Annotated in this window: 25 protein-coding genes; 13 read left to right on the top strand and 12 right to left on the bottom strand. The window is 67.3% G+C overall.

Annotated features, from left to right (window positions below):
* Positions 1-18 precede the first annotated feature (18 nt).
* Complete coding sequence (gene purB / locus ACK4FK_RS02745; RefSeq protein ID WP_409740766.1) at positions 19-1,404, bottom strand: adenylosuccinate lyase; 1,386 nt, start codon at positions 1,402-1,404, stop codon at positions 19-21.
* 378 nt (positions 1,405-1,782) lie between these two features.
* On the opposite strand from purB, the gene ACK4FK_RS02740 reads away from it, so the two are divergent.
* A complete protein-coding gene (locus tag ACK4FK_RS02740) occupies positions 1,783-2,253 on the top strand; it encodes a GNAT family N-acetyltransferase (RefSeq protein WP_409740763.1) in 471 nt (156 codons plus the stop codon).
* Between the two features lie 203 nt (positions 2,254-2,456).
* Positions 2,457-3,089, top strand: a complete 633-nt coding sequence (locus ACK4FK_RS02735; protein ID WP_409740760.1) for a LysE family translocator — start codon at positions 2,457-2,459, stop codon at positions 3,087-3,089.
* Positions 3,090-3,093: 4 nt separating this feature from the next.
* Here the strand turns inward: ACK4FK_RS02735 and ACK4FK_RS02730 are convergent, their stop codons facing one another.
* Entirely contained in the window at positions 3,094-3,393 is a 300-nt protein-coding gene (locus ACK4FK_RS02730; RefSeq protein ID WP_409740758.1) for a hypothetical protein, read from the bottom strand.
* Between the two features lie 62 nt (positions 3,394-3,455).
* Entirely contained in the window at positions 3,456-3,959 is a 504-nt protein-coding gene (locus ACK4FK_RS02725; RefSeq protein ID WP_409740754.1) for a DUF6622 family protein, read from the bottom strand.
* 89 nt (positions 3,960-4,048) lie between these two features.
* On the opposite strand from ACK4FK_RS02725, the gene ACK4FK_RS02720 reads away from it, so the two are divergent.
* Positions 4,049-4,693: a TetR/AcrR family transcriptional regulator gene (locus tag ACK4FK_RS02720; protein ID WP_409740751.1), complete on the top strand. Its 645-nt coding sequence runs from the start codon at positions 4,049-4,051 to the stop codon at positions 4,691-4,693.
* Positions 4,694-4,709: 16 nt separating this feature from the next.
* Here the strand turns inward: ACK4FK_RS02720 and ACK4FK_RS02715 are convergent, their stop codons facing one another.
* Complete coding sequence (locus ACK4FK_RS02715; protein ID WP_409740748.1) at positions 4,710-5,897, bottom strand: benzoate/H(+) symporter BenE family transporter; 1,188 nt, start codon at positions 5,895-5,897, stop codon at positions 4,710-4,712.
* 173 nt (positions 5,898-6,070) lie between these two features.
* On the opposite strand from ACK4FK_RS02715, the gene ACK4FK_RS02710 reads away from it, so the two are divergent.
* The gene (locus ACK4FK_RS02710) at positions 6,071-6,910 is read left to right on the top strand and encodes a GntR family transcriptional regulator (RefSeq protein ID WP_409740745.1); all 840 of its coding nucleotides are present in this window, start codon (positions 6,071-6,073) and stop codon (positions 6,908-6,910) included.
* A gap of 122 nt (positions 6,911-7,032) precedes the next feature.
* On the opposite strand, the gene ACK4FK_RS02705 is transcribed toward ACK4FK_RS02710, so the two are convergent.
* Positions 7,033-7,773, bottom strand: a complete 741-nt coding sequence (locus tag ACK4FK_RS02705; RefSeq protein ID WP_409740742.1) for an SDR family NAD(P)-dependent oxidoreductase — start codon at positions 7,771-7,773, stop codon at positions 7,033-7,035.
* A gap of 126 nt (positions 7,774-7,899) precedes the next feature.
* On the opposite strand from ACK4FK_RS02705, the gene ACK4FK_RS02700 reads away from it, so the two are divergent.
* Entirely contained in the window at positions 7,900-8,508 is a 609-nt protein-coding gene (locus ACK4FK_RS02700; protein WP_409740740.1) for a TetR/AcrR family transcriptional regulator, read from the top strand.
* Positions 8,509-8,615: 107 nt separating this feature from the next.
* Here the strand turns inward: ACK4FK_RS02700 and puuE are convergent, their stop codons facing one another.
* The 3 genes from puuE to ACK4FK_RS02685 are packed head-to-tail and all read right to left on the bottom strand — an operon-like array spanning position 8,616 to position 12,107.
* Positions 8,616-9,608, bottom strand: coding sequence for an allantoinase PuuE (gene puuE, locus ACK4FK_RS02695; protein WP_409740738.1), 993 nt, complete (start codon positions 9,606-9,608; stop codon positions 8,616-8,618).
* 4 nt (positions 9,609-9,612) lie between these two features.
* The gene (locus ACK4FK_RS02690; RefSeq protein ID WP_409740736.1) at positions 9,613-10,851 is read right to left on the bottom strand and encodes an ArgE/DapE family deacylase; all 1,239 of its coding nucleotides are present in this window, start codon (positions 10,849-10,851) and stop codon (positions 9,613-9,615) included.
* A gap of 11 nt (positions 10,852-10,862) precedes the next feature.
* Complete coding sequence (locus ACK4FK_RS02685) at positions 10,863-12,107, bottom strand: allantoate amidohydrolase (protein WP_409740733.1); 1,245 nt, start codon at positions 12,105-12,107, stop codon at positions 10,863-10,865.
* A 134-nt stretch (positions 12,108-12,241) separates the two neighbouring features.
* On the opposite strand from ACK4FK_RS02685, the gene ACK4FK_RS02680 reads away from it, so the two are divergent.
* The 7 genes from ACK4FK_RS02680 (at position 12,242) to ACK4FK_RS02650 (ending at position 17,554) form a co-directional block, all read left to right on the top strand.
* Entirely contained in the window at positions 12,242-13,507 is a 1,266-nt protein-coding gene (locus tag ACK4FK_RS02680) for a glycerate kinase (protein WP_409740730.1), read from the top strand.
* A 124-nt stretch (positions 13,508-13,631) separates the two neighbouring features.
* Complete coding sequence (locus tag ACK4FK_RS02675) at positions 13,632-14,945, top strand: serine hydrolase domain-containing protein (protein WP_409740728.1); 1,314 nt, start codon at positions 13,632-13,634, stop codon at positions 14,943-14,945.
* Positions 14,946-14,976: 31 nt separating this feature from the next.
* Positions 14,977-15,498, top strand: a complete 522-nt coding sequence (gene uraD / locus ACK4FK_RS02670) for a 2-oxo-4-hydroxy-4-carboxy-5-ureidoimidazoline decarboxylase (RefSeq protein WP_409740727.1) — start codon at positions 14,977-14,979, stop codon at positions 15,496-15,498.
* A 13-nt stretch (positions 15,499-15,511) separates the two neighbouring features.
* Complete coding sequence (gene uraH, locus ACK4FK_RS02665) at positions 15,512-15,865, top strand: hydroxyisourate hydrolase (RefSeq protein ID WP_409740724.1); 354 nt, start codon at positions 15,512-15,514, stop codon at positions 15,863-15,865.
* 3 nt (positions 15,866-15,868) lie between these two features.
* Entirely contained in the window at positions 15,869-16,342 is a 474-nt protein-coding gene (locus ACK4FK_RS02660) for a nucleoside deaminase (RefSeq protein ID WP_409740722.1), read from the top strand.
* A gap of 1 nt (position 16,343) precedes the next feature.
* Positions 16,344-16,952 carry a Crp/Fnr family transcriptional regulator gene (locus ACK4FK_RS02655; protein ID WP_409740719.1) on the top strand — a complete coding sequence of 203 codons (609 nt, stop codon included), beginning with the start codon at positions 16,344-16,346 and terminating at the stop codon, positions 16,950-16,952.
* A 59-nt stretch (positions 16,953-17,011) separates the two neighbouring features.
* A complete protein-coding gene (locus tag ACK4FK_RS02650; RefSeq protein WP_409740716.1) occupies positions 17,012-17,554 on the top strand; it encodes a hypothetical protein in 543 nt (180 codons plus the stop codon).
* Between the two features lie 8 nt (positions 17,555-17,562).
* On the opposite strand, the gene ACK4FK_RS02645 is transcribed toward ACK4FK_RS02650, so the two are convergent.
* From ACK4FK_RS02645 to ACK4FK_RS02635, 3 genes are all read right to left on the bottom strand, one after another.
* Complete coding sequence (locus ACK4FK_RS02645; RefSeq protein WP_409740715.1) at positions 17,563-18,750, bottom strand: urate hydroxylase PuuD; 1,188 nt, start codon at positions 18,748-18,750, stop codon at positions 17,563-17,565.
* Between the two features lie 136 nt (positions 18,751-18,886).
* Entirely contained in the window at positions 18,887-19,477 is a 591-nt protein-coding gene (locus ACK4FK_RS02640) for a PAS domain-containing protein (protein ID WP_409740713.1), read from the bottom strand.
* Between the two features lie 59 nt (positions 19,478-19,536).
* The gene (locus ACK4FK_RS02635; RefSeq protein ID WP_409740711.1) at positions 19,537-20,085 is read right to left on the bottom strand and encodes a hypothetical protein; all 549 of its coding nucleotides are present in this window, start codon (positions 20,083-20,085) and stop codon (positions 19,537-19,539) included.
* 95 nt (positions 20,086-20,180) lie between these two features.
* Here ACK4FK_RS02635 and ACK4FK_RS02630 point away from each other — a divergent pair, with 95 nt between their 5' ends.
* Positions 20,181-20,750 carry a histidine phosphatase family protein gene (locus tag ACK4FK_RS02630; protein WP_409740708.1) on the top strand — a complete coding sequence of 190 codons (570 nt, stop codon included), beginning with the start codon at positions 20,181-20,183 and terminating at the stop codon, positions 20,748-20,750.
* A 2-nt stretch (positions 20,751-20,752) separates the two neighbouring features.
* Here the strand turns inward: ACK4FK_RS02630 and phnF are convergent, their stop codons facing one another.
* On the bottom strand, positions 20,753-21,526 hold the full coding sequence (gene phnF / locus ACK4FK_RS02625; protein ID WP_409740705.1) for a phosphonate metabolism transcriptional regulator PhnF: 774 nt from the start codon (positions 21,524-21,526) through the stop codon (positions 20,753-20,755).
* Positions 21,527-21,597 lie beyond the last annotated feature (71 nt).

Below are 21,597 nucleotides of genomic sequence, written 5' to 3'. Positions count from 1 at the left end.
GCCGCCGCGATCGGGATGTCAACGCTTCTTTGTCTTGGCCTTCGGCGCCGCCGTCTTCTTCGGTGCGGCCTTGCGGGCAGGCTTGGCCCCGATGCCCGGCGTCACGCCTTCCTTGCCGAAGACGCGGGCGAAGATCGTATCCACATGCTTGAGGTGGTAGCCGAGGTCGAACAGCGCGGTGAGCTGGGCGGGCTTGAGCTTGGCGGTGACTTCCTTCTCGGCCAGCAGGGCCTGCAGGAAGTCGCCGCCATGCTGCCATATCTTCAGCGCATGCTTCTGCACCAGGCGATAGCTGTCCTCGCGGCTCAGGCCCGCCTGGGTCAGCGCCAGCAGCACGCGCTGGGAATGCACCAGGCCGCCGAAGCGGTCGAGGTTCTTCATCATGTTGTCGGGATAGACCACCAGCTTTTCGATCACGCCGGCCAGGCGGTGCAGGGCGAAATCGAGATGGATGGTGGCATCCGGCCCGATGCCGCGCTCGACGGAAGAATGGCTGATGTCGCGCTCGTGCCACAGCGCCACGTTCTCCAGCGCCGGGATCACGGCCGAGCGCACCAGGCGTGCCAGGCCGGTCAGGTTCTCGGTCAGCACCGGGTTGCGCTTGTGCGGCATGGCGCTCGAGCCCTTCTGGCCGGGCGAGAAGAACTCTTCCGCTTCCATCACCTCGCTGCGCTGCAGGTGGCGGATCTCGACCGCCAGCCGCTCGACCGACGAGGCCACCACGGCCAGATGCGCGAAATAGGCCGCATGGCGGTCGCGCGGGATCACCTGGGTGGAGACCGGCTCGGGGGCCAGACCCAGCTTGGCCGCCACCCATTCCTCGACGAAGGGGTCGATATTGGCAAAGGTGCCGACCGCGCCCGAGATGGCGCAGGTGGCCACTTCCTCGCGCGCCATCACCAGGCGCTTGCGCGCGCGCTGGAACTCGGCGTGGAAGCCGGCCAGCTTGAGGCCGAAGGTGGTGGGCTCGGCATGGATGCCGTGGCTGCGGCCGATGGTGGGCAGCAGCTTGAATTCGAAGGCGCGCTCTTTCAGCGCGGCCAGCACACGGTCGACGCCGGCAATTAGCAGGTCGGCGGCGCGCACGAGCTGAACGTTAAAGCAGGTATCCAGCACGTCCGACGAGGTCATGCCCTGGTGCACGAAGCGCGCCGCGGGGCCGACATATTTGGCGAGATTCGTGAGGAAGGCGATCACGTCATGCTTGGTCTCGCGCTCGATGGCGTCGATGCGCTTGATCTCCCACTTGCCCTTCTTCCACACCTCCTTCGCGGCCGCCTTCGGAATCACGCCCAGTTCGGCCTGCGCGTCGCAGGCATGGGCCTCGATCTCGAACCAGATGCGGAATTTCTGCTCCGGCTCCCAGATGGCGGCCATTTCGGGTCGGGTGTAGCGCGGGATCATGCGGATGCCTCAGCAGGGAAGAACGGGACCGGGAGGAACGCGACTCGGGGCGCGGGAACGGCGCCGGAAAGCCGCGCCGTGTTTACGCCCTCCGGCCCCGCCGGGCAACTGGCCTTCCGGCGGAGGCGGGATGGCGGGGCGGGCGGCCAGTTTTGCGTCGGGCGGCAGCGGTTTTGCGTCGTTTTGCGATGGTTTTGTTATGTTAACCCATTGAAATGTCGTGAATCGGTGAATCTGCTCCAACGGCCTGGCCTGTTTCTAAAGGGCAGCCGGGCAGACCGGCGGCAACATGGAACATAATGCGAACATGGCCGCGATCAAGCCCCCGTTTGACAGCGTCCGATTGACAGGGCCCGTTCGTCCCGCCAGCAAGGAGGCATGACCGGCCTGCTGATTTCCGACCTGCGCGACCGCCCGGCCTTTGCCGATACGGTGGCGCAGCGCATCTGGGCCGCCTTCTGGCGCCACAAGGACGTGCCGTTCGAGGATATCCGTGCCGGCTTCGCCCGGCACATGGAAACAGACGGCATGCCCTTCACCCTGGCGGCCGAGCGCGACGGGATGTTTTGCGGAACCGTCTCGGTGATCGCCAGCGACGAACCGGCGCGGCTGGATCTCACGCCCTGGATCGCCGCGCTCTGGGTGGATGAAGAGGCGCGTGGCTGCGGCGTGGCGCGCGCCCTGCTGGACGATGCCGCCATGCGCTGCCGGGCTTTGGGCGTGGAAACGCTGTTCCTCACCGCACGGCCGCACCTGCGCGGGTTCTATGAAAGCTTAAGCTGGCGCGCCATCGATGACGGGATCGGCCCGGCGAAGCTGATCGTGTTCGAGAAGGCGACGGGAGCATAATCTCCGCCGTCATGGCCGGGTTTATCCCGGCCATCCACGACTCCGGTGTTGCAGGGGCAAGACGTGGATGCCCGGACAAGAAAAAGTCTCTGGGGCCGGGCATGACGAATGAGGGAAATGATCGGATTGTCAGCGCACAATTCTTCCGCTGCACATCGCCGATCTCCGCGTTAGGCTGTTCGCACCCCAGCCGGAGCCTGCCCATGCCCACCACCGCCAACCTGATCGCCTTCGCGCTTGTTGCTTTTGGCATGGTGCTCACGCCCGGGCCGAACATGATCTATCTGATCTCGCGCTCGATCTGCCAGGGGCGCATGGCCGGACTGATCTCGCTGGGCGGCGTGGCGCTGGGTTTCGTGGTCTACATGCTGGCCGCCGCCTTCGGCATCACGGCTTTGCTGCTGGTGGTGCCCTATGCCTACGAGGCCTTGTGTTACGGCGGCGCGGCCTATCTGCTCTGGCTGGCCTGGCAGGCGTTGAAACCCAACGGCCGCTCGCCCTTTCAGGTGAAGCAGCTGCCGCAGGATTCACCGCGAAAACTCTTCACCATGGGCTTCATCACCAATCTGCTCAATCCGAAGATCGCGATGCTTTATCTCTCGCTGCTGCCGCAGTTCATCGATCCCGAAGCGGGCCATGTCTTGGGCCAGTCGCTGATGCTGGGCTTCACGCAGATCTCGATCAGCGTCAGCATCAATGCCCTGATCGCGCTCACCGCCGGCAGCATCGCGGGATTCTTAAGCACGCGGCCGCTCTGGCTGCTGATCCAGCGCTGGCTGATGGGCACCGTGCTGGCCGGCCTGGCCGTGCGCATGGCGCTGGAAGCCAGGCGGTAGGGCGCTAGCCTTTGCCGTCTCCGCCGATGCGGCCGTAACGCTTTTCCTTAGGGCGCAGAGTCGGGCGCTTAACCTCGCCCTGCCTGTCCTGCAGACCTTCGGGCAGAGCGGGATCGTTGCTGATGTCGTCATGATGCTCGGCGGCGAACTGGTCATTGCCATAGGTGCCGGGGCCGTAGCGCCGCTGCGCGGGCGAGCCCTTCACCAGCGGCGTGGTATGGGCCGGGCCATGCGGGCTGCCGCCATCGCCGGGTTCCAGGGTGAACTGGCGTGGCGGACGGGGTGGGGTGATGCGATCGGGCATGGTTTCCTCCTCTGCTGCAGAAGAGGAAACCATCCGCCGCAACCCGGGTTCCCGCTGGGCGTTCAGGCAGGAATGGCGCCTTTCCGGTAGCGCTGGGCAAAACGCAGCAGCCAGCCGATGAAATAGCCCGCGCTCACGCCGGAAACCGCCACATCGACAGGGTAAAGGGTCATCGGGTCGGATAGGCCGAATCCGATGGCGATGCCGATGGCGTATTTGGCGAAGAACAGCACCATGTTGCGCAGCAGCGGGAAGATCGAGCCCTCCACGCGCACGCGCCGCTGCGCCGGGTCGGGCTGCATCGAGTCGAGGTTGGTGCCATACCATGCGCCCAGCGAGGCGACCGCCAGTGCGGCGGCCCAGTACAGCGGCAGCAGGGCCGAGGCATCCAGCCTGAGCAGCAGGCCATAGACGCCCCAGGCAATGAACACGGCGGGCGCCACCAGCAGGCGCCAGACTTGCACCGTTCGGGTGCGCAGGCCGATCAGGCCGAGCGCCAGCAGGATGGCAAACAACACGAACACCCAGATGGGCGTGTTCTGGAGGATGGTGAGGAGGTTCGGCATGACGGGGCCTCTTGGGGGTGGAATGGTACTCACGGGTACCAACATGACAAAGCTATATGGTACGCTATAGTACCAGTCAAGAGGGCCTCGTGGGCAAAACAGCCAAAACAGCAGAATCCGAAGAGCGTGCCGAAATGCGGGACCGCGTGCTGCGGGCCGGGTTCGCGGCCTTCCGCGAACTGGGGTTTGATGGCGCCAGCACCCTGGAGATCGCCACCCGCGCCAGGGTTTCCAAGCGCGAGCTTTACGCCCTGTTTGCCGACAAGCAGTCCATCGTGGTGGAATGCATCAAGTGGCGCACGCGCCAGATGCAGGTGCCGCTGGCGCTGCCGCGGCCGTCAGACCCGCAGGCGCTGCTGTCCACGCTGACGAAATTCGGCACCGCGGCGATGGCTGGCATCTGCGATCCGGATGTGCTGACCGTGTTCCGCTTCGCCATAACGGAAGCGCTGAGAACGCCCGAGATCGCCCGGGCGCTGGACGAACGCGGCCGCGAGCCGATGCGCCGCATGTTCATCGACCTGATCAAGAAGGCGCAGGAAGACGGGCTGCTGGCGCCTGCGCCGCCGGTCGAGGTCAGCGCCTTTTTCTTCTCGCTGCTGTGGGGTGACCTGCTGCTGCGCCTGCTGATGGGTCTGGTCAAACCGCCGACGAAGGCCGAGATGGAGCAGCGCGCCCGCCACGCCGCCGAACGGGTGATGGCGGCCTATGCGAAAACCGGCAAGGCGCGGTAGCCAAGACGCTGCAGGTTCAGCCGCGCCGCCACCGCGCCAGCGCCAGCATGGCGCCGCCGGCGATCAGCCCCCAGAAGGCGCCGCCGATCCCGAACAGCGTGAGCCCGCTGGCGGCCACGATGAAGGTGATCGCCGCCGCCTCGCGGCTTTCGGTGTCGCTCAAGGCGGCCACCAGCGAGGCGGCGAAGGCGCCCAGCAGGGCAAGGCCCGCCACCGCCTGGATCAGGATCGGCGGCGCGGCGCTGAAGATCGCCGTTGCCGCCGTGGCTCCTAAGCCGAACAGCACATAGAAAATCCCGGCCACCAGGGCGGCCACCCAGCGCCTGTTCGGATCGGGATGCGCCTCGGGTCCGGCGCAGATCGCCGCCGTGATGGCGGCGAGGTTCACCGCATGGCCGCCGAAGGGCGCGGCCAACAGCGAGAAGAGCCCGGTGGCGCGGAACAGCGGCGTGGGATCGGGTCTGTAGCCATTGGCCTGCAGCACGGCGATGCCGGGGATGTTCTGGCTCGCCATGGTGACGATGAACAGCGGCAGCGCGATGCCCAGCATGGCGGAAGGCGAAAACACCGGCATGACGACCTCGGCCTGCGGCCACAGGTCGCCCAGGCGGTCGGCCGAGATCTCGCCGCCGGCGAGGATGAAGCCCAGCGTCACCAGCACGGCGGCCGGCATGGCATAGAGCCGTTTCCATTTCGCCACCAGCGCCCAGACGATCACGATGGAAAGCCCCGCCACCGGCATCGCCGCCACCGCCTTCACCGGCGCGAGGCAGAGCCCGAGCAGAATGCCGGCCAGCATGGCGTTGGCCAAGGCTGCGGGGATGGCGGCCACGGCGCGGCCGAGCGGTTTCCACAAACCGGCCAGCGTCAGCAGGATGCCGCAGGCGATGAAGGCACCCACGGCGGCATTGAAGCCGCACTCGGCGATGGCCGAGGATGCCAGCAGCGCGCCGCCCGGCGTGGACCAGGCAATGCTGATCGGCAGGCGCGTCTTCCAGCTCAGAATGATCGCGCAGAAACCCATGGCAAGGCTGAGCGCCATCAGGCCCGAGGCGGCCTGGGCCTGGCTGGCACCCACGGCGGTCAGTCCCTGCAGGATCACGGCGAAGGACGAGGCGAAGCCGACGAAGGCCGACAGCAGCCCGGCGGCAATCGCAGGCATGAACGAGGCGGCGGGATGCTGGCTGGCGGCAATGTTGGTCATGGCTGCCCGTGTGTAGCGCGATATGCCGTCTGCGCCAATGCGTCGGCATCGATGCTGCATACGTGTTTGCCCGCTGGACCCTGAATCGGCCAACCGTATACAATCCGGCCACCGGATTGTCCGGCCGATTCGACGGCCGGCAGCGGCGCAGTCGACGCGCGGGGGCGCAGCATATGGTGCGGGCAACCATGAAGCAGGCTGGCGTGAAACAGATCCCGGCTAAACAGATTCCTGTGGCTGGCCGCAAGATCACCGCGGCCGAAGCACAGGCCGTGCCCCAGCGCATGGCCCGCCGGCGCGGCGCAAGCGCCCCGGCCGGCCGGCGCGGCGCCATCGACGACGCCACCATCTACCACAGCGTCTACACCGCCATCGTCGACCACATCATCATGCCGGGCACCAAGCTGCCCGAGGATGTGCTGGCCCGGGCCTTCGGCGTCAGCCGCACGCGCATCCGCAAGGTGCTGCTGGCGCTGTCGCACGAGAATCTGGTGACGCTGCAGCATAATCGCGGCGCCTCGGTGGCCAAGCCCAGCGTGCAGGAGGCGCGCGAGGTGTTTGCCGCGCGCCGCATCGTCGAAACCGGCATCGCCGCCGAACTGGCCCGCCGTGTCACCCGGCCGCAGCTTGCCGCGTTGCGTCGTTTCGTGGCCCGCGAACATGCCGCCGAGACGGCGCGCGACCGCAGCACCGGCATCCGGCTGTCGGGCGAATTCCACCTCGAACTGGCCAGGCTGATCGGCAACGAACCGCTCAGTGGCTTCCTGCGCGCGCTGATCTCGCGCACCTCGCTGATCATCGCGGTTTACGAGGCGCCGGGCAACACGATGTGCAGCCATGCCGAACACGGCGCGCTGCTGGATAAACTCGCCGCCCGCGACGTCGCCGGCGCCGTGCGCTACATGGAAGAACATCTGCAAAGGCTGGAAGACGGCCTCGACCTGGCGGCGGCGAAACGCCGGCCGGTCGACCTGCAGGGCGTCTTCGCGCAGATGGCCGCCACGCGGCGCTAGCGGTTCTAAAAATCGTCATGCCCGGCCTCGTGCCGGGCATCCACGTTTTCTTGAGCAGGTCGTGGATGCCCGGGTCAAGCCCGGGCATGACGCTTGTTGTTAGTCGGATTTATGTTTCCCGATCAGGCATTGGTGCCGCCATCCACGGCGATCTGCGCGCCGGTGATGTAGCTGGCGCCCGGTCCGGCCAGGAAGGCCACTGCGGCGGCGATCTCGTGCGGCTTGCCGTAGCGGCCCAACGCGGTCAGCGCCGCCTGCGAAGCGGCATCGCCGCCATCGGCCGGATTCATGTCGGTGTCGATCGGGCCGGGCTGCACCACATTCACGGTAATGCCGCGCGGGCCGAGGTCGCGCGCCAGGCCGCGTGTCATGCCGGTCAGCGCCGCCTTGCTCATGGAATAGAGCGTGATGCCGGGGAAGCGCACATTTTCGCCCAGGCAGGAGCCGATGCTGACGATGCGGCCGCCATCGGGCATGTGCGGCAGCACCATCTGCGCCGCCAGGAAGGGCGCGCGGGTGTTGACCGCCAGCATGCGGTCGATGGCGGCCAGGTCGTGATCCTGCGGCGCGCCCATCTCGGCGATGCCGGCATTGTTGACCAGAATGTCGATGTGGCCGAATTCCGCCGCCGCTTTGTCGATGGCGGCCTTCAGTGCGGCCGGGTCGGCGGCATCGGCCGGCAGGGCCAGCGCGCGGCGGCCCAGCCGGCCGATCTGCTGCGCCACCGCCTGCGCCTTGTCGGGCGAAGCCGTGTAGGTGAGCGCGACATCGGCGCCCGCTTCGGCCAGTTTCAGCGCGATGGCAGCGCCGATCCCCCTGCTGGCGCCGGTGACGAAGGCGGTCTTGCCGGAAAGCTCGGTCATGTCTGGTTCTCCATTTTATAGTGATTGATACAGAATGGAGGACGACAGATAGGGGCCTTGTCTGGGCGGGTCAATCCCATTATTTATCATTTGCTACAGAATCGAATGGAAAGGCAGGAACCGGATATGGCCGGCCGTCCGCGCAGCTTCGACCGCGCCGCCGCGCTGAAACACGCCATGGCGGTGTTCTGGCAGCGCGGCTACGAGGCTGCCTCGCTGAACGACCTGACCAGGGCCATGGGCATCAACGCGCCCAGCCTCTATGCCGCCTTCGGCTGCAAGGAAAAGCTGTTCGAGGAGGCGGTCGGGCTGTATCAGGCCACCGAGGGTGTGGCGGCCGGCCGCGCGCTGGCTGACCAGCCCACGGCGCGGCAATCCATTGAGGCGATGCTGCGCCGGCATGTGACCGACTATACCGATCCGGCCAAGCCGGCCGGCTGCATGATCGTGCTGGCCGCCACCGTGGGCACACCCGACAGTGCGCCGGTGCGCAAGTTGCTGACGCGCTGCCGCCGCCAGGCGCTGGAGGCCATACAGGCGCGGATCCGGCGCGGCATCCGCGAGGGCGACGTGCCCGCCGGCAGCGATGCGCGCCGCATCGCCGCCTTCTACGCCACGGTGATCCAGGGCCTGTCGATCCAGGCCCGCGACGGCGCCCGGCGCGCCGACCTGCAGGCGGTGGTGGACGGCGCCATGGCCGCCTGGGACGGGCTGGTGGGGAAGAAGACCCGATAGAAGAAATCGTCATGCTCGGGCTTGGCCCGAGCATCCACGAATTCATTTTCAACGAAACAAGGCATGGATGGCCGGGTCAAGCCCGGCCATGACGGTGCAGGACGGGGTTACCCGGCGTTGAACGGATGCGCCTGCATCCAGTGGCGCGCGATGTCGATGCGGCGGGCGAACCACACCTTCTCGTGCCGCTGCATGTAGTCCATCAGCCGCGCCAGCGCCGCCGCCCGGCCAGGCCGGCCGATCAGGCGGCAATGCAGCGCCACGGTCATCATCTTCGGCGCGCCGTCCTGCCCTTCGCGGTAGAGCAGGTCGAAGGCATCCTTCACATGGCTCTCGAAATCGGCGCCGGTGGCAAAACCATGCAGCTGGCCGAATTTCATGTCGTTGTTGTCGAAGGTATAGGGCAGCATCAGCAGGGGCTTTTTGCCGATGCGGGTCCAGTAGGGCAGGTCGTCGTCGTAGGAGTCCGAGCAATAGGCGAAGCCACCGTCCTCGGCGACGAGCTTCAGCGTGTTGCTGGAAAGCCGCCCGGTATACCAGCCCAGCGGCCGGTCGCCTGTCGCCTGTCTGATCGCCTCGATGGCGAGCTTCATATGGGCGCGTTCGGTGGCCAGCGGGATCTTGCTGTAATCGAACCAGCGCCAGCCATGGCTGGCCACTTCATGGCCCTGTTCGTGCATCGCGGCGGCCGCTTCCGGGTAACGCGCCACCGCCATGCCCACGGCCCAGGAGGTGAAGGGAATGCCGCGTTCAGCAAACAGGCGCAAGATGCGCCACAGGCCGGCGCGGCTGCCGTAGTCGTAGACCGATTCCACCTGCTCGTCGCGCATCTTCTCGCGCGGCACGCCGCCGGGCACTTCGGTGAGGAAGACTTCCGAGGTGCGGTCGCCATGCAGGATGCTGCGCTCGCCGCCCTCCTCGTAATTCACCACGAAGCTGACCGCGATGCGCGCACCATTCGGCCATTTCGGGTCGGGCGGGTTGGCGCCGTAGCCTTTCAGGTCGCGCGGATAGGGTTTGCTGCCCAGCGCCTTGGCGACGATGTCGGGCGCCTGCTTTTTCTTCGCGGTTTTTTTCTTCGCGGCTTTTTTCTTGGCCATGGTTTCAGCCCAGCAGTTCGGCCAGCGTGCGCGCCACCACCTCGGTGGCCTTGTAAAGATCGCTCAACACCAGCTTCTCGTCGGCGCGGTGGCCGTTGGCTTCCAGCAGGTTGCGCGGGCCGGCGCCATACAGCACGGTCTTCACGCCGGCGGCCGAATAATGCCGTGCATCGGTATAGAGCGGGATGCCCTCGGTGCCCACGGGTTTGCCCATGATCTCGCTGGCATGGCGGGTCAGGATGTTGATCAGCTTTTCCACGCCCGGCACAATGCCGAAGGGGCGGGCCAGCATGATGCGGCTGACATGGGCGGTGATGCCGGGCAGGTCCTGCACCGCATGGGCGATCAGGTTGCGCAGGTTGGCTTCCACCTGCTCGGGGTTTTCTTCCGGGATGATGCGGCGGTCGAGCCGCAGGCTGACCTTGTCGGGCACCACGTTGGTGTTGATGCCACCCTTGATCAGGCCCACCACCAGCGAAGGCGAGGTGATGCCTTCGGTCTTTGAGTGAATCCCCGACAGCGTATCGCGATAGGCATAGAGCGCGGTCAGCACCTTGGTGGCGGCTTCCAGCGCGTCATGGCCGGTATCGGGGCGGGCGGCATGGGCCGACTTGCCGTTGACGGTGACTTCCAGGTGCAGGCAGCCGTTATGGGCGGTGGTCACCGCATAGGAGAAGCCGGCCGAGAAGGCGTAATCCGGCTTCGAGATGCCCTGTTCGATCAGCCATTGCGGCCCGATGGCGCCGCCGGCCTCCTCGTCATAGGTCAGGTGCAGTTCGACGGTGCCGTTCAGTTTGGCGCCGGATTGCTCCAGGGCCAGCAGGGCATAGGCATAGGTGACGAAATCGGATTTCGACACCGCCACGCCGCGGCCATACATCACGCCATCCTTCACCACGGCCGCGTAGGGATCGACGCTCCAGCCCTCGCCGGGCGCCACCACGTCGCCATGGGCATTCAGCGCCACGACCGGGCCGCCGCTGCCGAATCTTTTGCGGATCACCAGATTGGTGCACGAGATCATGCCGTTCTGCTTCACCAGATCGTCGGGCACCGGATGGCGCTCGACGGCGAAGCCCAGCTTCTCCAGCAGTTCGGCGGCGCGTTTGGCATGCGGGGCGCAGTCACCCGGCGGATTGTCGGACGGCACCTTCACCAGTTCGGCCAGCAGGCTTTGCATGTTGCCCTGCTGGGCGGCAACGAAATCGTGGATGGCCGCGATGGTGGCCTTGTCGAGGGACATGGAAAACTCGTTCAGTTGGCGGCGAAGGACGGGTCAAAATGCTCGATGAAATGCAGCAGGGCGCGGGTGGCCAGCTCGACGTCGTCGGGCAGCACGGCTTCCAGCGGGTTGTGGCTGATGCCGCGCGTGCAGCGCATGAACATCATCGCCACCGGGCAGAGCGGCGCCAGCGTGGCGGCATCGTGGCCGGCGCCCGAGGGCAGCCGCATGGTGGGCAGATGCTGGGCCTTGATGGCGGCCTCGGTCATGTCCATCAGCTTCGGGTGGCAGGGCGTGGCGGTGCTCTTGTACAGCTCGGTGACCGTGAAGGTCAGCTTGCGGCGGGCGCAGACCAGCTCGATCTCGCGCAGCACGGCATCGGCGGCGGTATCGCGCACGTCATCCTCGCCAGCGCGGATGTCGATGGAAAACACCGCCTTGCCGGGAATCACGTTCATCGCGCCGGGCAGGGCCTCCAGCATGCCGACCGTGCCGACCAGCGTGGGCGTGCCGGTGCAGCGTTCCTCGATGAACTGCACGATCTCTGCCGCCGCCACCAGGGCATCCTGACGCTGGCCCATCGGCACCGTTCCAGCATGGCCCGCCAGGCCGGTGATCTCGACGCGCAGGCGGCGGGCGCCGGAAATCGCCGTCACCACGCCCAGGGCCAGGCCCTCGTTCTCCAGCACCGGGCCCTGTTCGATATGCAGTTCCACGAAGGCGGCGATGCTGCCCGGCTTGCGGGCGCAGAAACCCACCTTGTGCGGATCGAGGCCGAAGGCCCTGTAGGCCTCGCCCATGCTGATGCCCTGGCGGTCCTTCACCTCCAGGATGGCGGGATCGAAGGTGCCGGCGATGGCGCGGCTGCCGGTCATCGACGAGCCGAAGCGGGTGCCTTCCTCGTTGGCGAAGCCCACCACCTCGATCGTGAAGGGCAGGCGCTTGCCGCGCCTGTGCAGGTCGGCGATGCAGGCAATCGGCGCGATCACGCCCAGCATGCCGTCGTATTTGCCGGCGTTGCGCACGGTGTCGAGATGCGAGCCGGTCATCAGTGCGGGCAGCTTGGGGTCGGTGCCGACATAGCGCCCCACCACGTTGCCGGCGGAATCGTGTTCCACCTCCATGCCGGCCTCGCGCATCCACTCGGCCACCCGTTCATGGGCCTGCTTCTGTTCGGGCACCAGGAAGGTGCGCACGAGGAAATCCGGGCTTTCGCTGATCCGGCCCAGTTCATCGAGCTGGGCCAGCATGCGGTCGGCAAAACGGTTCGCGGCCATGGAAGCGATCCTTGCGGGAATATCGGCTGGGGATTGTATACACTTTCCCGGAACGATAACACCGCCGCCCGGCTCTGGCCAAGCGCGGCGGCATGGATTAGCCATGCAGGGCAAGGGGGAATTGTGGAAAACCGATGCTCGACCCGGAAGCACTGCTGAAAGCGATGTTCGAAGCGGCGCGCGCCGCCGCCGATCCGGCCGTCTGCCTGCCGCCGCATCTGCCGTCGCCGCCGATGGGTCGCACGGTGGTGGTGGGCGCCGGCAAGGCGGCCGCCAGCATGGCGCAGGCGCTGGAGCGGCACTGGCCGCAGGATGCGCCGCTGGATGGCATCGTGGTCACGCGCTACGGCCACGACCTGCCCTGCGAGCGCATCGTGGTGGTGGAGGCCGCGCATCCGGTGCCCGATTCCGCCGGCGAAAAGGCCGCCGACCTGATCCTGAACAAGGTGCGGGGGCTGGGCGCCGAGGATCTGGTGATCTGCCTGATCTCGGGCGGCGGCTCGGCCCTGCTGGCGCTGCCCGCGCCGGGCCTGTCGCTGGCCGACAAGCAGGCGGTGAACCAGGCCCTGCTGAAATCGGGCGCCAACATAGCGGAAATGAACTGCGTACGGAAACATCTCTCCGCCATCAAGGGCGGCAGGCTGGCCGCTGCGGCCGCGCCGGCGCGGCTGGTGTCGCTGCTGATTTCCGACGTGCCGGGCGACGATCCGGCGGTGATCGCCTCGGGCCCCACCGTACCCGATCCGACCAGCTTCGCCGATGCCCGCGCGGTGATCGAGAAATACGCCATCGACCTGCCCGCCAGCGTGCAGCGGCATCTGCAGGCCGGCGAAGGCGAAACGCCCAAGCCCGGCGATGCGGTCTTCGCCAACACGCAGACGGTGATGATCGCCACGCCGCAGATGGCGCTGGAGGCTGCGGCAAAGGTGGCGCGCGCGGCCGGCGTCACACCGCTGATCCTGGGCGATGCCATCGAAGGCGAGGCGCGCGAGGTGGCCACGGTGATGGCCGGCATCACCCGCCAGGTGCGTCGTCATGGCCAGCCTTGCGCCGCGCCGTGCGTGCTGCTCTCAGGCGGCGAGACGACGGTGACCGTGCGCGGCAAGGGCCGCGGCGGCCGCAACGCCGAATTCCTCGCCGCCCTCGCCGTCGCGCTGGACGGCATGGAGAATGTCTACGCGCTGGCCGCCGACACCGATGGCATCGACGGCAGCGAGGACAATGCCGGCGCCATCCTCGCACCCGACAGCATCCTGCGCGCCGCGATCAAGGGCATCGACGCGAAGGCCTGCCTGGCCGACAACGACGGCTATGGATTCTTCCAGGCCGCCGGCGGACTGGTCACCACCGGACCGACGCTGACCAACGTCAACGATTTCCGCGCGATTCTCATTCTGTGAACAAGAGTTTGACATGGATGCCCGGATCAAGTCCGGGCATGACGGTTATGGTTTGTCATGGCCGGGCTTGACCCGGCCAGCCATCGCGTCATGCTGGCGGAACCTGACCCGATCGGTTCCGCCCATGTCGCCCGCCTCCCTCCGCCTTGTCCTGCTGTTGCCGTTGGCGCTGGCCGCCGGCTGTCGCGAGATGCAGTCGGATTACCGCGCATCGGCGCCGGCTGCGATGCCGGCGGAGCAGCCTGGCATCCGCTTCAATCCCGGCGGTCCCGATCTCGAACGCTACACCAATTCCGCCGGCCAGTATCCGCGCGCCACCGCCGCCACCTGGTGGCAGCCCGCCTACAGCGTCGACGGCTTTTCGCGCCTGGACGATATTTTCTCCGCCCGCCCGGTGCCGCGCGCGCAGACGCCCAGCCCCTGGCGCCGCGCGGCAGTCGAACCGGCAGTGCGCTATGCCGTGCCGCCGATGCGCGGCGGCGGATCGCAGACCATCGACGGTTATCTGGCCCGCAATCCAGCCACCGGCCTGCTGGTGGCGGTGGGCGACACCATCCATGTCGAGCGTTACCAGTATGGCCGCACCGATACGCATCGGCTGACGTCGTTCTCCATGGCCAAGACGGTGACGGCGCTGCTGGTCGGCCTGGCGGTGGCCGATGGCGCCATCGCCGCCATCGACGATCCGGCCGAACGCTACGTGCCGGCGCTGAAGGGCAGCGAATACGGCCGCACGCCGATCCGCCACCTGCTCACCATGTCGTCGGGCGTGCGTTTCCGCGAGGAGTATGACGGTCTGGACGATACGGTCAGGCTGTCGCGCGCCGTGCTGTTCGGTCCCGGCGGTGCCGGCGCGGTGCGCCAGTTCGACACGCGCGAGGCCGAACCGGGCGTGCGCTGGTCTTACGCCTCGGCCGAGACCCAGGTGCTGGGCCTGGTGCTGACCGGCGCGCTGAAGCGGCCGGTCGCGGGGTATCTGTCCGAGCGCATCTGGCAGCCCATCGGCGCCGAGGCCGATGCAAGCTGGGTGATCGACCGCACCGGGCAGGAAACCACCTATGCCAATTTCAGCGCGGTGCTGCGCGATTATGCGCGCCTGGGCATGCTGCTGGCCAATGGCGGCAGGGTGGGCGAGCGCCAGGTGATCCCGGCCGACTGGCTGCGCGAGATGACGCGGGCGCATTTCACCAGCACGCAGACCGGCCGCTGGTTCGGCTATGGCTTCCAGACCTGGGTCTTCCCCGAGAATGACGGCAGCTTCGCCCTGCTCGGCGTGCGCGGGCAGACCATCTTTGTCGATCCGGCGCGCCGGCTGGTGATGGTGCATACCGCCGTGCGGCCGCAGGCGCGCGATCCCGGCGGCGCCGAGGCCACCGCGCTGTGGCGCGGCCTGCGCCAGCATTTCCCCCGCCAGGATTTCCCCCGCCAGTCCGGATAGGCTATACAGGACGCCGCAATCCGGAGGCCGCATGCCGCATGCCGCGCTGACCCTTGTCGACCTGAACCGCATGCCCGCTGCCGATTTCGTGGCGGCGCTGGCCGGCATCTTCGAACATTCGCCCTGGGTGGCCGAGCGCGTTTCCGCCCGGCGGCCGTTTTCCAGCCTCGACAGCCTGCATGGTGCCATGGTGGAGGCGATGTGGGCCGCGAGCGACGCCGAGAAGCTGGCCCTGTTGCGCGCCCATCCCCAGCTCGCCGGCAAGGAAGCCGAGGCCGGCACGCTGACCGCGCATTCGACATCCGAGCAGGACAGCGTCGGCCTGACGCGGCTCACGCCGGAGGAGAAAGCCAGAATCGTGCAGCTCAATGCCGCCTATCTGGACAAACACGGCTTCCCCTTCATCATCGCGGTGAAGCTGCGCACCAAGGCGCAGATTTTCGCCGCCTTCGAACAGCGGATCGGCAACGACCGCGATACCGAATTCACCACGGCGCTGTCGGAGGTGGGCAAGATCGCCCGCATCCGGCTCGAAGCGCTGCTGGGTCAGTGAAGGAGAGAGACGGATGGGCCGCCTGAGCACCCATGTGCTGGATACCATGAACGGCAAGCCGGCCGCCGGCGTGGCCGTGGAGCTTTATGCGCTGGAGGGTGAAACACGCCGGCTGGTGAAAAAAGTGCTCACCAATGCCGATGGCCGCACCGACGCGCCTTTGCTGATCGGCGAGGAATTCAGGCCCGGCCAGTATGAACTGGTGTTCCAGGCCGGCGATTATTTCCGCAAGCTGGGTGCGGCTTTGCCGCAGCCTGCCTTCCTCGACATCGTGCCGATCCGTTTCGGCCTGGCGGAACCCGACGGGCATTACCACGTTCCGCTGCTGGTTTCGCCCTGGAGCTTTTCCACCTATCGAGGCTCGTAAGCCATGACCGACCATGCCGCCTTCATGCGCCGCGCGATTCATTTGAGCCGCGAACACATGAATGCCGGCCATGGTGGGCCGTTCGGTGCCGTGGTGGTGCTGGATGGCGCAATCGTCGGCGAGGGCTGGAACCGCGTCACATCTACAAACGATCCCACCGCCCATGCCGAGGTGACGGCGATCAGGGAGGCCTGCGCGAAACTGGGCCGCTTCGACCTGAAGGGCGCGGTGCTCTATACCAGTTGCGAACCCTGCCCGATGTGCCTGGCCGCCACCTACTGGGCGCGCATCGACACGGTCTATTACGCCAACGAGCAGGCTGATGCGGCGGCGATCAATTTCGACGATGCCTTCCTCTATCGCCAGCTCGCCCTGCCGCGCGAACGCCGCACCATGAAATGCGAGCAGATCCTGCGCGACGAGGCGCTGGCCGTGTTCCGCGAATGGGATTCCAAACCCGACAAGGTGCCGTATTAAGGTGGCGGGATCACCCTCGTCTGCCGGAGACTGGCTGGCCCGCCACGCGGCGACGGCGCGGCGTAGGCATCTGGCCGCCGGCGAAAGCCTGTTCCGTCAGGGCGACCGCGCGACGGCGATTTTCCGGGTGGAATCCGGACGCCTGCGTCTGGTGCGGCATCTGCCCGATGGCAGCCACGTCACGCTGCATGTGGCGCGCCATGGCGAGAGCTTCGCCGAAGCCGCATTGTTTTCCGACCGCTATCATTGCGATGCCGTGGCCGAGGTGGAGAGCGTGGTGACGGCGCTGGCCAAGCGCGATCTGCTGGCCGGCCTGCGGCAGGATCCGGAAGCCGCGCTGGCCTTCGCTGCGCAGATGAGCCGGCAGGTGCGCGACCTGCGCCTGCGGCTGGAACTGCGCAATGTCCGTTCCGCCGCCGCGCGGCTGGAAATGTGGCTTCACCTGCAGGCCGACGAGCGCGGCCGGGTGGCGCCGACGCAGACCTGGACCGAGATCGCCGCCGAACTGGGCCTCACGCGTGAAGCGGTCTACCGCGCTCTGGCGCGTTTGCAGCGCGACCGCCGCCTGCGGCGCGATAAAACCGGCATCACATTGCCGCGCAGCCTATGATCCGGATCATATGAGACTGGCCGGTTGCCGCCTATCTTCGGCGGCATATCGGAGGTTTCATGTCCCGTTTCATCCTTTTCATGTCTGCCATGCTGATCCTGTCGCTGCCGGCGATGGCGCAGCATGCCGCGCCCTATGCCGGCCAGCAGGACCGCGAAATCAAGGCTCTGTCCGAGTCCGAGATTGCCGATCTGTTGGCCGGGCGCGGCATGGGGCTGGCCAAGGCAGCCGAACTCAATTCCTATCCCGGCCCGCTGCATGCGCTGGAGCTGCGGGAGGCCCTTGGCCTCGATGCGCGCCAGATCGCGGCGCTGGAGGACCAGCAGCGTCGCATGGCCGCTGCCGCCATCGCGCTGGGACAGCAGATCGTCGCGGCGGAACAGGCATTGGATCGTCTGTTCGCCGAACGGCGGATCGATGCGACCGAGATCGAAACGCGCAGCGAGCAGATCGGCCGGCTGCAGGGCCGCCTGCGCGCCGTGCATCTGGCGACGCATCTGGAAACCCGCGCCACACTCAGCGACGCGCAGGTGCGGCGGTACGATGAACTGCGCGGCTATGCCGGTTTGCCGGCATCAGGCGGGCACCGGCACCGGCACTGAAGCGGAACCTAGTCCAGCTTGGCGCCGGCCGCGATCCAGGCGCCGAGGATGGCGCGTTCTTCCTCGGTCATCTCGGTGGCGTTGCCCGGCGGCATCGCCTCGCTGCGCACGGCCTGCTGGTTGATCAGGGCGGCGAAGCGGCGCATCTGCTCGGGCGTTTCCAGCATCACGCCTTTCGGCGCCTCGGCGATGCCGTCGAATGTGGGCCGCGCGGCATGGCAGGCGACGCAGCGCGCGGCCACGATCTTCTGCGCATCCTCGAATGTGGCGCCGCCGGCCAGGGTCTTGTGGCGCGGATCCCACTGGCTGAAGAACACCAGGCCGACCGTGAGCAGGAAAGCCACGACGAGGAATTCGTAGCGCTGGCCGCGGCCCTGGTTCTTCAGGTTGAAGAAATGCCGCACCAGGCCGCCGATCACGATCACCACGGCCAGGATCACCCAGCCATAGGGATGGCCGTAGGTGACCGGGTAATGGTTGCTGATCATGGCGAACAGCACCGGTAGGGTCAGGTAGTTGTTGTGCAGCGAGCGCTGCTTGGCCTGTTTGCCGTAGCTCGGGTCCGGCACCTGGCCGGCCAGCATCTGCGCCACCGCCTTGCGCTGGTTGGGGATGATGTTGTGCGCCACGTTGGCGGTCATGATCGTGCCGATCAGGGCGCCGACATGCAGGTAGGCGGCGCGCGCCGAGAAAATCTGCGTATAGCCCCAGGCGGCCGCCACCAGCAGCACGAAGCCCACGCAGGCCAGGGCCGCGTCGTTTTTGCCCAAAGGCGATTTGCACAGCAGGTCGTAGACGATCCAGCCGAGCAGCAGCGAGGCGATGCTCAGGCCGATGGCCTCCCAGCGGCCGAGCGGCAGCACCTTGTCGTCGATCAGGTAGAGGTCGGCGCCGACGTAATACAGCGCGCCCATGAGGAAGAAGCCCGACAGCCAGGTGAAATAGGACTCATACTTGAACCAGTGCAGTTCCTTGGGCAGCTGCGGCGGGGCGACCGAGTATTTTTCGGTGAAATAGAAGCCGCCGCCATGGATCAGCCAGGCCTGGCCCAGCACGCCGGGCTGCTGGTCGAGCCCCTTGCGGAGCGAGTTGTCGAGCCAGACGAAAAAGAAGGACGAACCGATCCAGGCGATGCCGAAGATCAGGTGCATCCAGCGCAGCACCAGATTGAGCCATTCCAGGGCCAGGTCGATCATGCTCATCCCTCGGGCCGCGCCGGAAGCGGTGTTGTGCGGCGCGGCAGCGGGGTCAAGCCGTAACGAGCGGGGGCAGGATCGTCAACCCGGATTGTGTACAATTTTGCCGCCCGCCGGGTCGCCGGCGCGGGCGCGGCTAGGGGGCCAGCGCCTTCGGCGGCACCGGCACCGGCAGGCCCGGCACGTTGCAGGTGATGATGCGCGCGATGCGGCCTTCGGCATCCCATAGCGGCAGCACGATGCGGTCCCAGCTGTTGATGGTGATTTCCATCGGCATCTCGTGCCAGCTATAGACCGGCTCGGGCCGCCGCAGCATGGCGCGATAGATGGCAAGGTAGAAATCGCTGGCCAGCGAGCCGGTCGCCATTTCCGAGGTGCGCTTGCCGGTCATGTCGAAGCTGGCGATGCGGGCCACCTCGCTGCCATAGAGGCGGTAGCGATAATCGGCGCCATCCTCCAGCACGTCGAGCAGCAGGATGTAGCCCAGCGCCGGCCGCAGTTCGAGGGGGTCGATATGCTCGGGCCGCACGGTGCCGTGGCGGTCGCGCAGGGCCATCCAGTGCCGCAGCAGGAAGGGCAGCTGCTGCGTCGGCAACTCGTCGGGTGCCGGATTCCAGCGCACCACGGGCGGCCGCAGGCCGCGCGCGAGGAAGGGTGCGGCCAGCCGCGTCTGGTTGCCGGCCAGAAGGTCGTCGCGCATGGCATCGATGACGGTCAGGTCGGTCAAGCAGAGTCTCCGGGTTGGCGTGCCAGCTTGACGGTCTTACCCGCGCGCCGCAAGGCCACTCAGTTGAGCCGGCGCGGCGGCGCCGGCGACAGTTGCGCCAGCATGGCGCGCGCGCCGTCGAGATGCGGGTTCAGGTACAGCGCGGCGGCTAGGGCCTCGATGGCGGCGGCAATCTCGCCCTGGCGCAGGCAGATCTGTGCGAAGCCGCAGATGGCGCCGAAATGGCGCGGTTCCAGTTCCAGGGTGCGGCGGATGTCGGCGATGCTGGGGTCATCGCGCTGGGCCAGGAAATGCAGCGTGGCGCGCTTGTTCCACGCCTCGGCCCAGTCGGGCGCATCCTGCACCAGGGTATCCAGCAGGGTCGCGCCCTCGGACAGGCGGCGCCGCGCGATGGCCGAGATGGCGCGCTGCATGCGGGCCTCCAGCGCGGGATCGTCGTGGCTGGTCCAGATCGCCCAGATCTCGTCCTCGATCTCGTGCGCCGGCCGGGCCGGCGGCACGGCCTGCAGGGCGAGAAACAGTGCCGAGAGGCGGCCGTGGCGCGGCAGCGCTATCCGCGCCGGCGGACGCAGGATCAGTTTCAGGGTTTCGGCAACCGGTTGAAGCATGGCAGTTGCAGCCTGCGGCGAAATTTTCCGGATCCCGCTGGTCGGGTCCGTGTTCCGACCTATCACTTAGTCCGCTGTTTCGGAGAGGCGAGGGCATGCGGAATCTGGTTCAGGTTGCCATTATCCTGGTGCTGGCCTGCGTCGCGGCACCGGCCCGGGCAAGCGATGCGCCGGCGAATGCGGAATTGTGGCAGGCCCTGCGCGAGGGCCGGGCGCTGGTGCTGATGCGCCATGCCCTGGCGCCGGGCACCGGCGATCCGCCCGGTTTCCGGGTGGACGACTGCGCCACCCAGCGCAACCTGTCGGCCGAGGGCCGCGCCCAGGCCCGCCGCACCGGCGAATTGCTGCGCCGCAACGGCATCGCGGCGGCCACCGTGAAAAGCAGCGCCTGGTGCCGCGCGCGCGACACGGCGACCGAGCTGGGCCTCGGTCCGGTGGAAGCCGAACCGTCGCTGAATTCCTTCTTCGGCGATTCCAGCCGCGCGCCAGAGCAGATGGCGGCATTGCGCCGCGTGATTGCCGCCCTGCCGCGCGACAGGCCCGTCATCATGGTGACGCATCAGGTGGTGGTGACGGCGCTCAGCGGCGTCTATCCGCAGAGCGGCGAGATGGTGGTGCTGGCGCGCGAGGGGCTGGCCGTGCTGGGGCGCATTCCGGCGCCCTGACGTCACTCATAATGTTCGATGGTCAGCGTGACGTGGTCGGCTACGAAGCGCGCCCGCACGAATTCCACCGGCTTGCCCTGCGGATCGATATTCACCGTTTCGCTCACCAGCACCGGGCGGGTGCGCGGCAGGTCGGCCAGGCGCGCATCGGCCGCGCTGATCAGACGGGCTGAGACGCGCGTGCTGCGGCGGCGATAGTCGTTCACGCCGGCCGATTTCAGCGCCGCGGTGATCGTGCCCTCGCGCTGGAAGCGCTCGGGCATGTCGGGAAAGCGGCCGGCCGGGAAATAATGGCTGCTGACGCCCACGGGTTTGCCATCGGCCTTGTTCAGCGTCTCGATCTGCCACAGCGGCGCGCCGGTGGGGATGCCCAGCGCGCGGGCGATGTCGGCCGGCGCGGCCACCTGCTCGGCGAAGACCATCTCGCGGGTCGGTTTCTTCTGCATGGTCTGCAGGTTTTCGGTGAAGCGCGTGCGCGCCCCCAGCATGTAGTCGAAGCTGTCCTCGGCCACGAACATGCCGCGGCCCTGCTCGATGCTGACCAGGCCTGTCTCGGCCAGGCGGTTCATCGCCTGCCGCACGGTGTGGCGATTCACGCCGAAGCCCTGCGCCAGTTGCTTCTCGGTCGGCAGTTGCACACCCGGCTTGTAGTCGCCGCGCCGGATCGCCTGCTCCATCGCCGCCGCGATCTGGCGCCAGACCGCCATGCCGCTGCCGCGTTCGATGATGGCGGCTGCGGTGGCGCCGGATTCGGTTCGGCCTGTCGGGTCGGTCATAAAAGCTTCTCCGAAACGTGGCTTGATGAAACCGCGCTGGCGGGCTAGATATATAGATGTCTAGACGAATT

Source organism: Ferrovibrio sp. (assembly GCF_046297895.1).
In the GTDB taxonomy this organism is placed as follows: Bacteria; Pseudomonadota; Alphaproteobacteria; order Ferrovibrionales; family Ferrovibrionaceae; genus Ferrovibrio.
The sequence above is the reverse complement of the archived record's forward strand: the minus strand, read 5'-3'. Positions and strand labels throughout refer to the sequence as shown.

What these genes read in the sequence shown, in the direction of transcription:
- ACK4FK_RS02630 (WP_409740708.1), top strand. Translation starts at nt 20,181, where the DNA reads ATGCGGAATCTGGTTCAGGTTGCCATTATCCTGGTGCTGGCCTGCGTC.
- ACK4FK_RS02705 (WP_409740742.1), bottom strand. Translation starts at nt 7,773, where the DNA reads ATGACCGAGCTTTCCGGCAAGACCGCCTTCGTCACCGGCGCCAGCAGG.
- ACK4FK_RS02690 (WP_409740736.1), bottom strand. Translation starts at nt 10,851, where the DNA reads ATGTCCCTCGACAAGGCCACCATCGCGGCCATCCACGATTTCGTTGCC.
- ACK4FK_RS02715 (WP_409740748.1), bottom strand. Translation starts at nt 5,897, where the DNA reads ATGACCAACATTGCCGCCAGCCAGCATCCCGCCGCCTCGTTCATGCCT.
- phnF (WP_409740705.1), bottom strand. Translation starts at nt 21,526, where the DNA reads ATGACCGACCCGACAGGCCGAACCGAATCCGGCGCCACCGCAGCCGCC.
- ACK4FK_RS02635 (WP_409740711.1), bottom strand. Translation starts at nt 20,085, where the DNA reads ATGCTTCAACCGGTTGCCGAAACCCTGAAACTGATCCTGCGTCCGCCG.
- ACK4FK_RS02675 (WP_409740728.1), top strand. Translation starts at nt 13,632, where the DNA reads ATGTCGCCCGCCTCCCTCCGCCTTGTCCTGCTGTTGCCGTTGGCGCTG.
- ACK4FK_RS02710 (WP_409740745.1), top strand. Translation starts at nt 6,071, where the DNA reads ATGGTGCGGGCAACCATGAAGCAGGCTGGCGTGAAACAGATCCCGGCT.
- ACK4FK_RS02650 (WP_409740716.1), top strand. Translation starts at nt 17,012, where the DNA reads ATGTCCCGTTTCATCCTTTTCATGTCTGCCATGCTGATCCTGTCGCTG.
- uraD (WP_409740727.1), top strand. Translation starts at nt 14,977, where the DNA reads ATGCCGCATGCCGCGCTGACCCTTGTCGACCTGAACCGCATGCCCGCT.
- uraH (WP_409740724.1), top strand. Translation starts at nt 15,512, where the DNA reads ATGGGCCGCCTGAGCACCCATGTGCTGGATACCATGAACGGCAAGCCG.
- purB (WP_409740766.1), bottom strand. Translation starts at nt 1,404, where the DNA reads ATGATCCCGCGCTACACCCGACCCGAAATGGCCGCCATCTGGGAGCCG.
- ACK4FK_RS02730 (WP_409740758.1), bottom strand. Translation starts at nt 3,393, where the DNA reads ATGCCCGATCGCATCACCCCACCCCGTCCGCCACGCCAGTTCACCCTG.
- ACK4FK_RS02740 (WP_409740763.1), top strand. Translation starts at nt 1,783, where the DNA reads ATGACCGGCCTGCTGATTTCCGACCTGCGCGACCGCCCGGCCTTTGCC.
- ACK4FK_RS02725 (WP_409740754.1), bottom strand. Translation starts at nt 3,959, where the DNA reads ATGCCGAACCTCCTCACCATCCTCCAGAACACGCCCATCTGGGTGTTC.
- ACK4FK_RS02700 (WP_409740740.1), top strand. Translation starts at nt 7,900, where the DNA reads ATGGCCGGCCGTCCGCGCAGCTTCGACCGCGCCGCCGCGCTGAAACAC.
- ACK4FK_RS02680 (WP_409740730.1), top strand. Translation starts at nt 12,242, where the DNA reads ATGCTCGACCCGGAAGCACTGCTGAAAGCGATGTTCGAAGCGGCGCGC.
- ACK4FK_RS02660 (WP_409740722.1), top strand. Translation starts at nt 15,869, where the DNA reads ATGACCGACCATGCCGCCTTCATGCGCCGCGCGATTCATTTGAGCCGC.
- ACK4FK_RS02735 (WP_409740760.1), top strand. Translation starts at nt 2,457, where the DNA reads ATGCCCACCACCGCCAACCTGATCGCCTTCGCGCTTGTTGCTTTTGGC.
- ACK4FK_RS02645 (WP_409740715.1), bottom strand. Translation starts at nt 18,750, where the DNA reads ATGATCGACCTGGCCCTGGAATGGCTCAATCTGGTGCTGCGCTGGATG.
- ACK4FK_RS02685 (WP_409740733.1), bottom strand. Translation starts at nt 12,107, where the DNA reads ATGGCCGCGAACCGTTTTGCCGACCGCATGCTGGCCCAGCTCGATGAA.
- puuE (WP_409740738.1), bottom strand. Translation starts at nt 9,608, where the DNA reads ATGGCCAAGAAAAAAGCCGCGAAGAAAAAAACCGCGAAGAAAAAGCAG.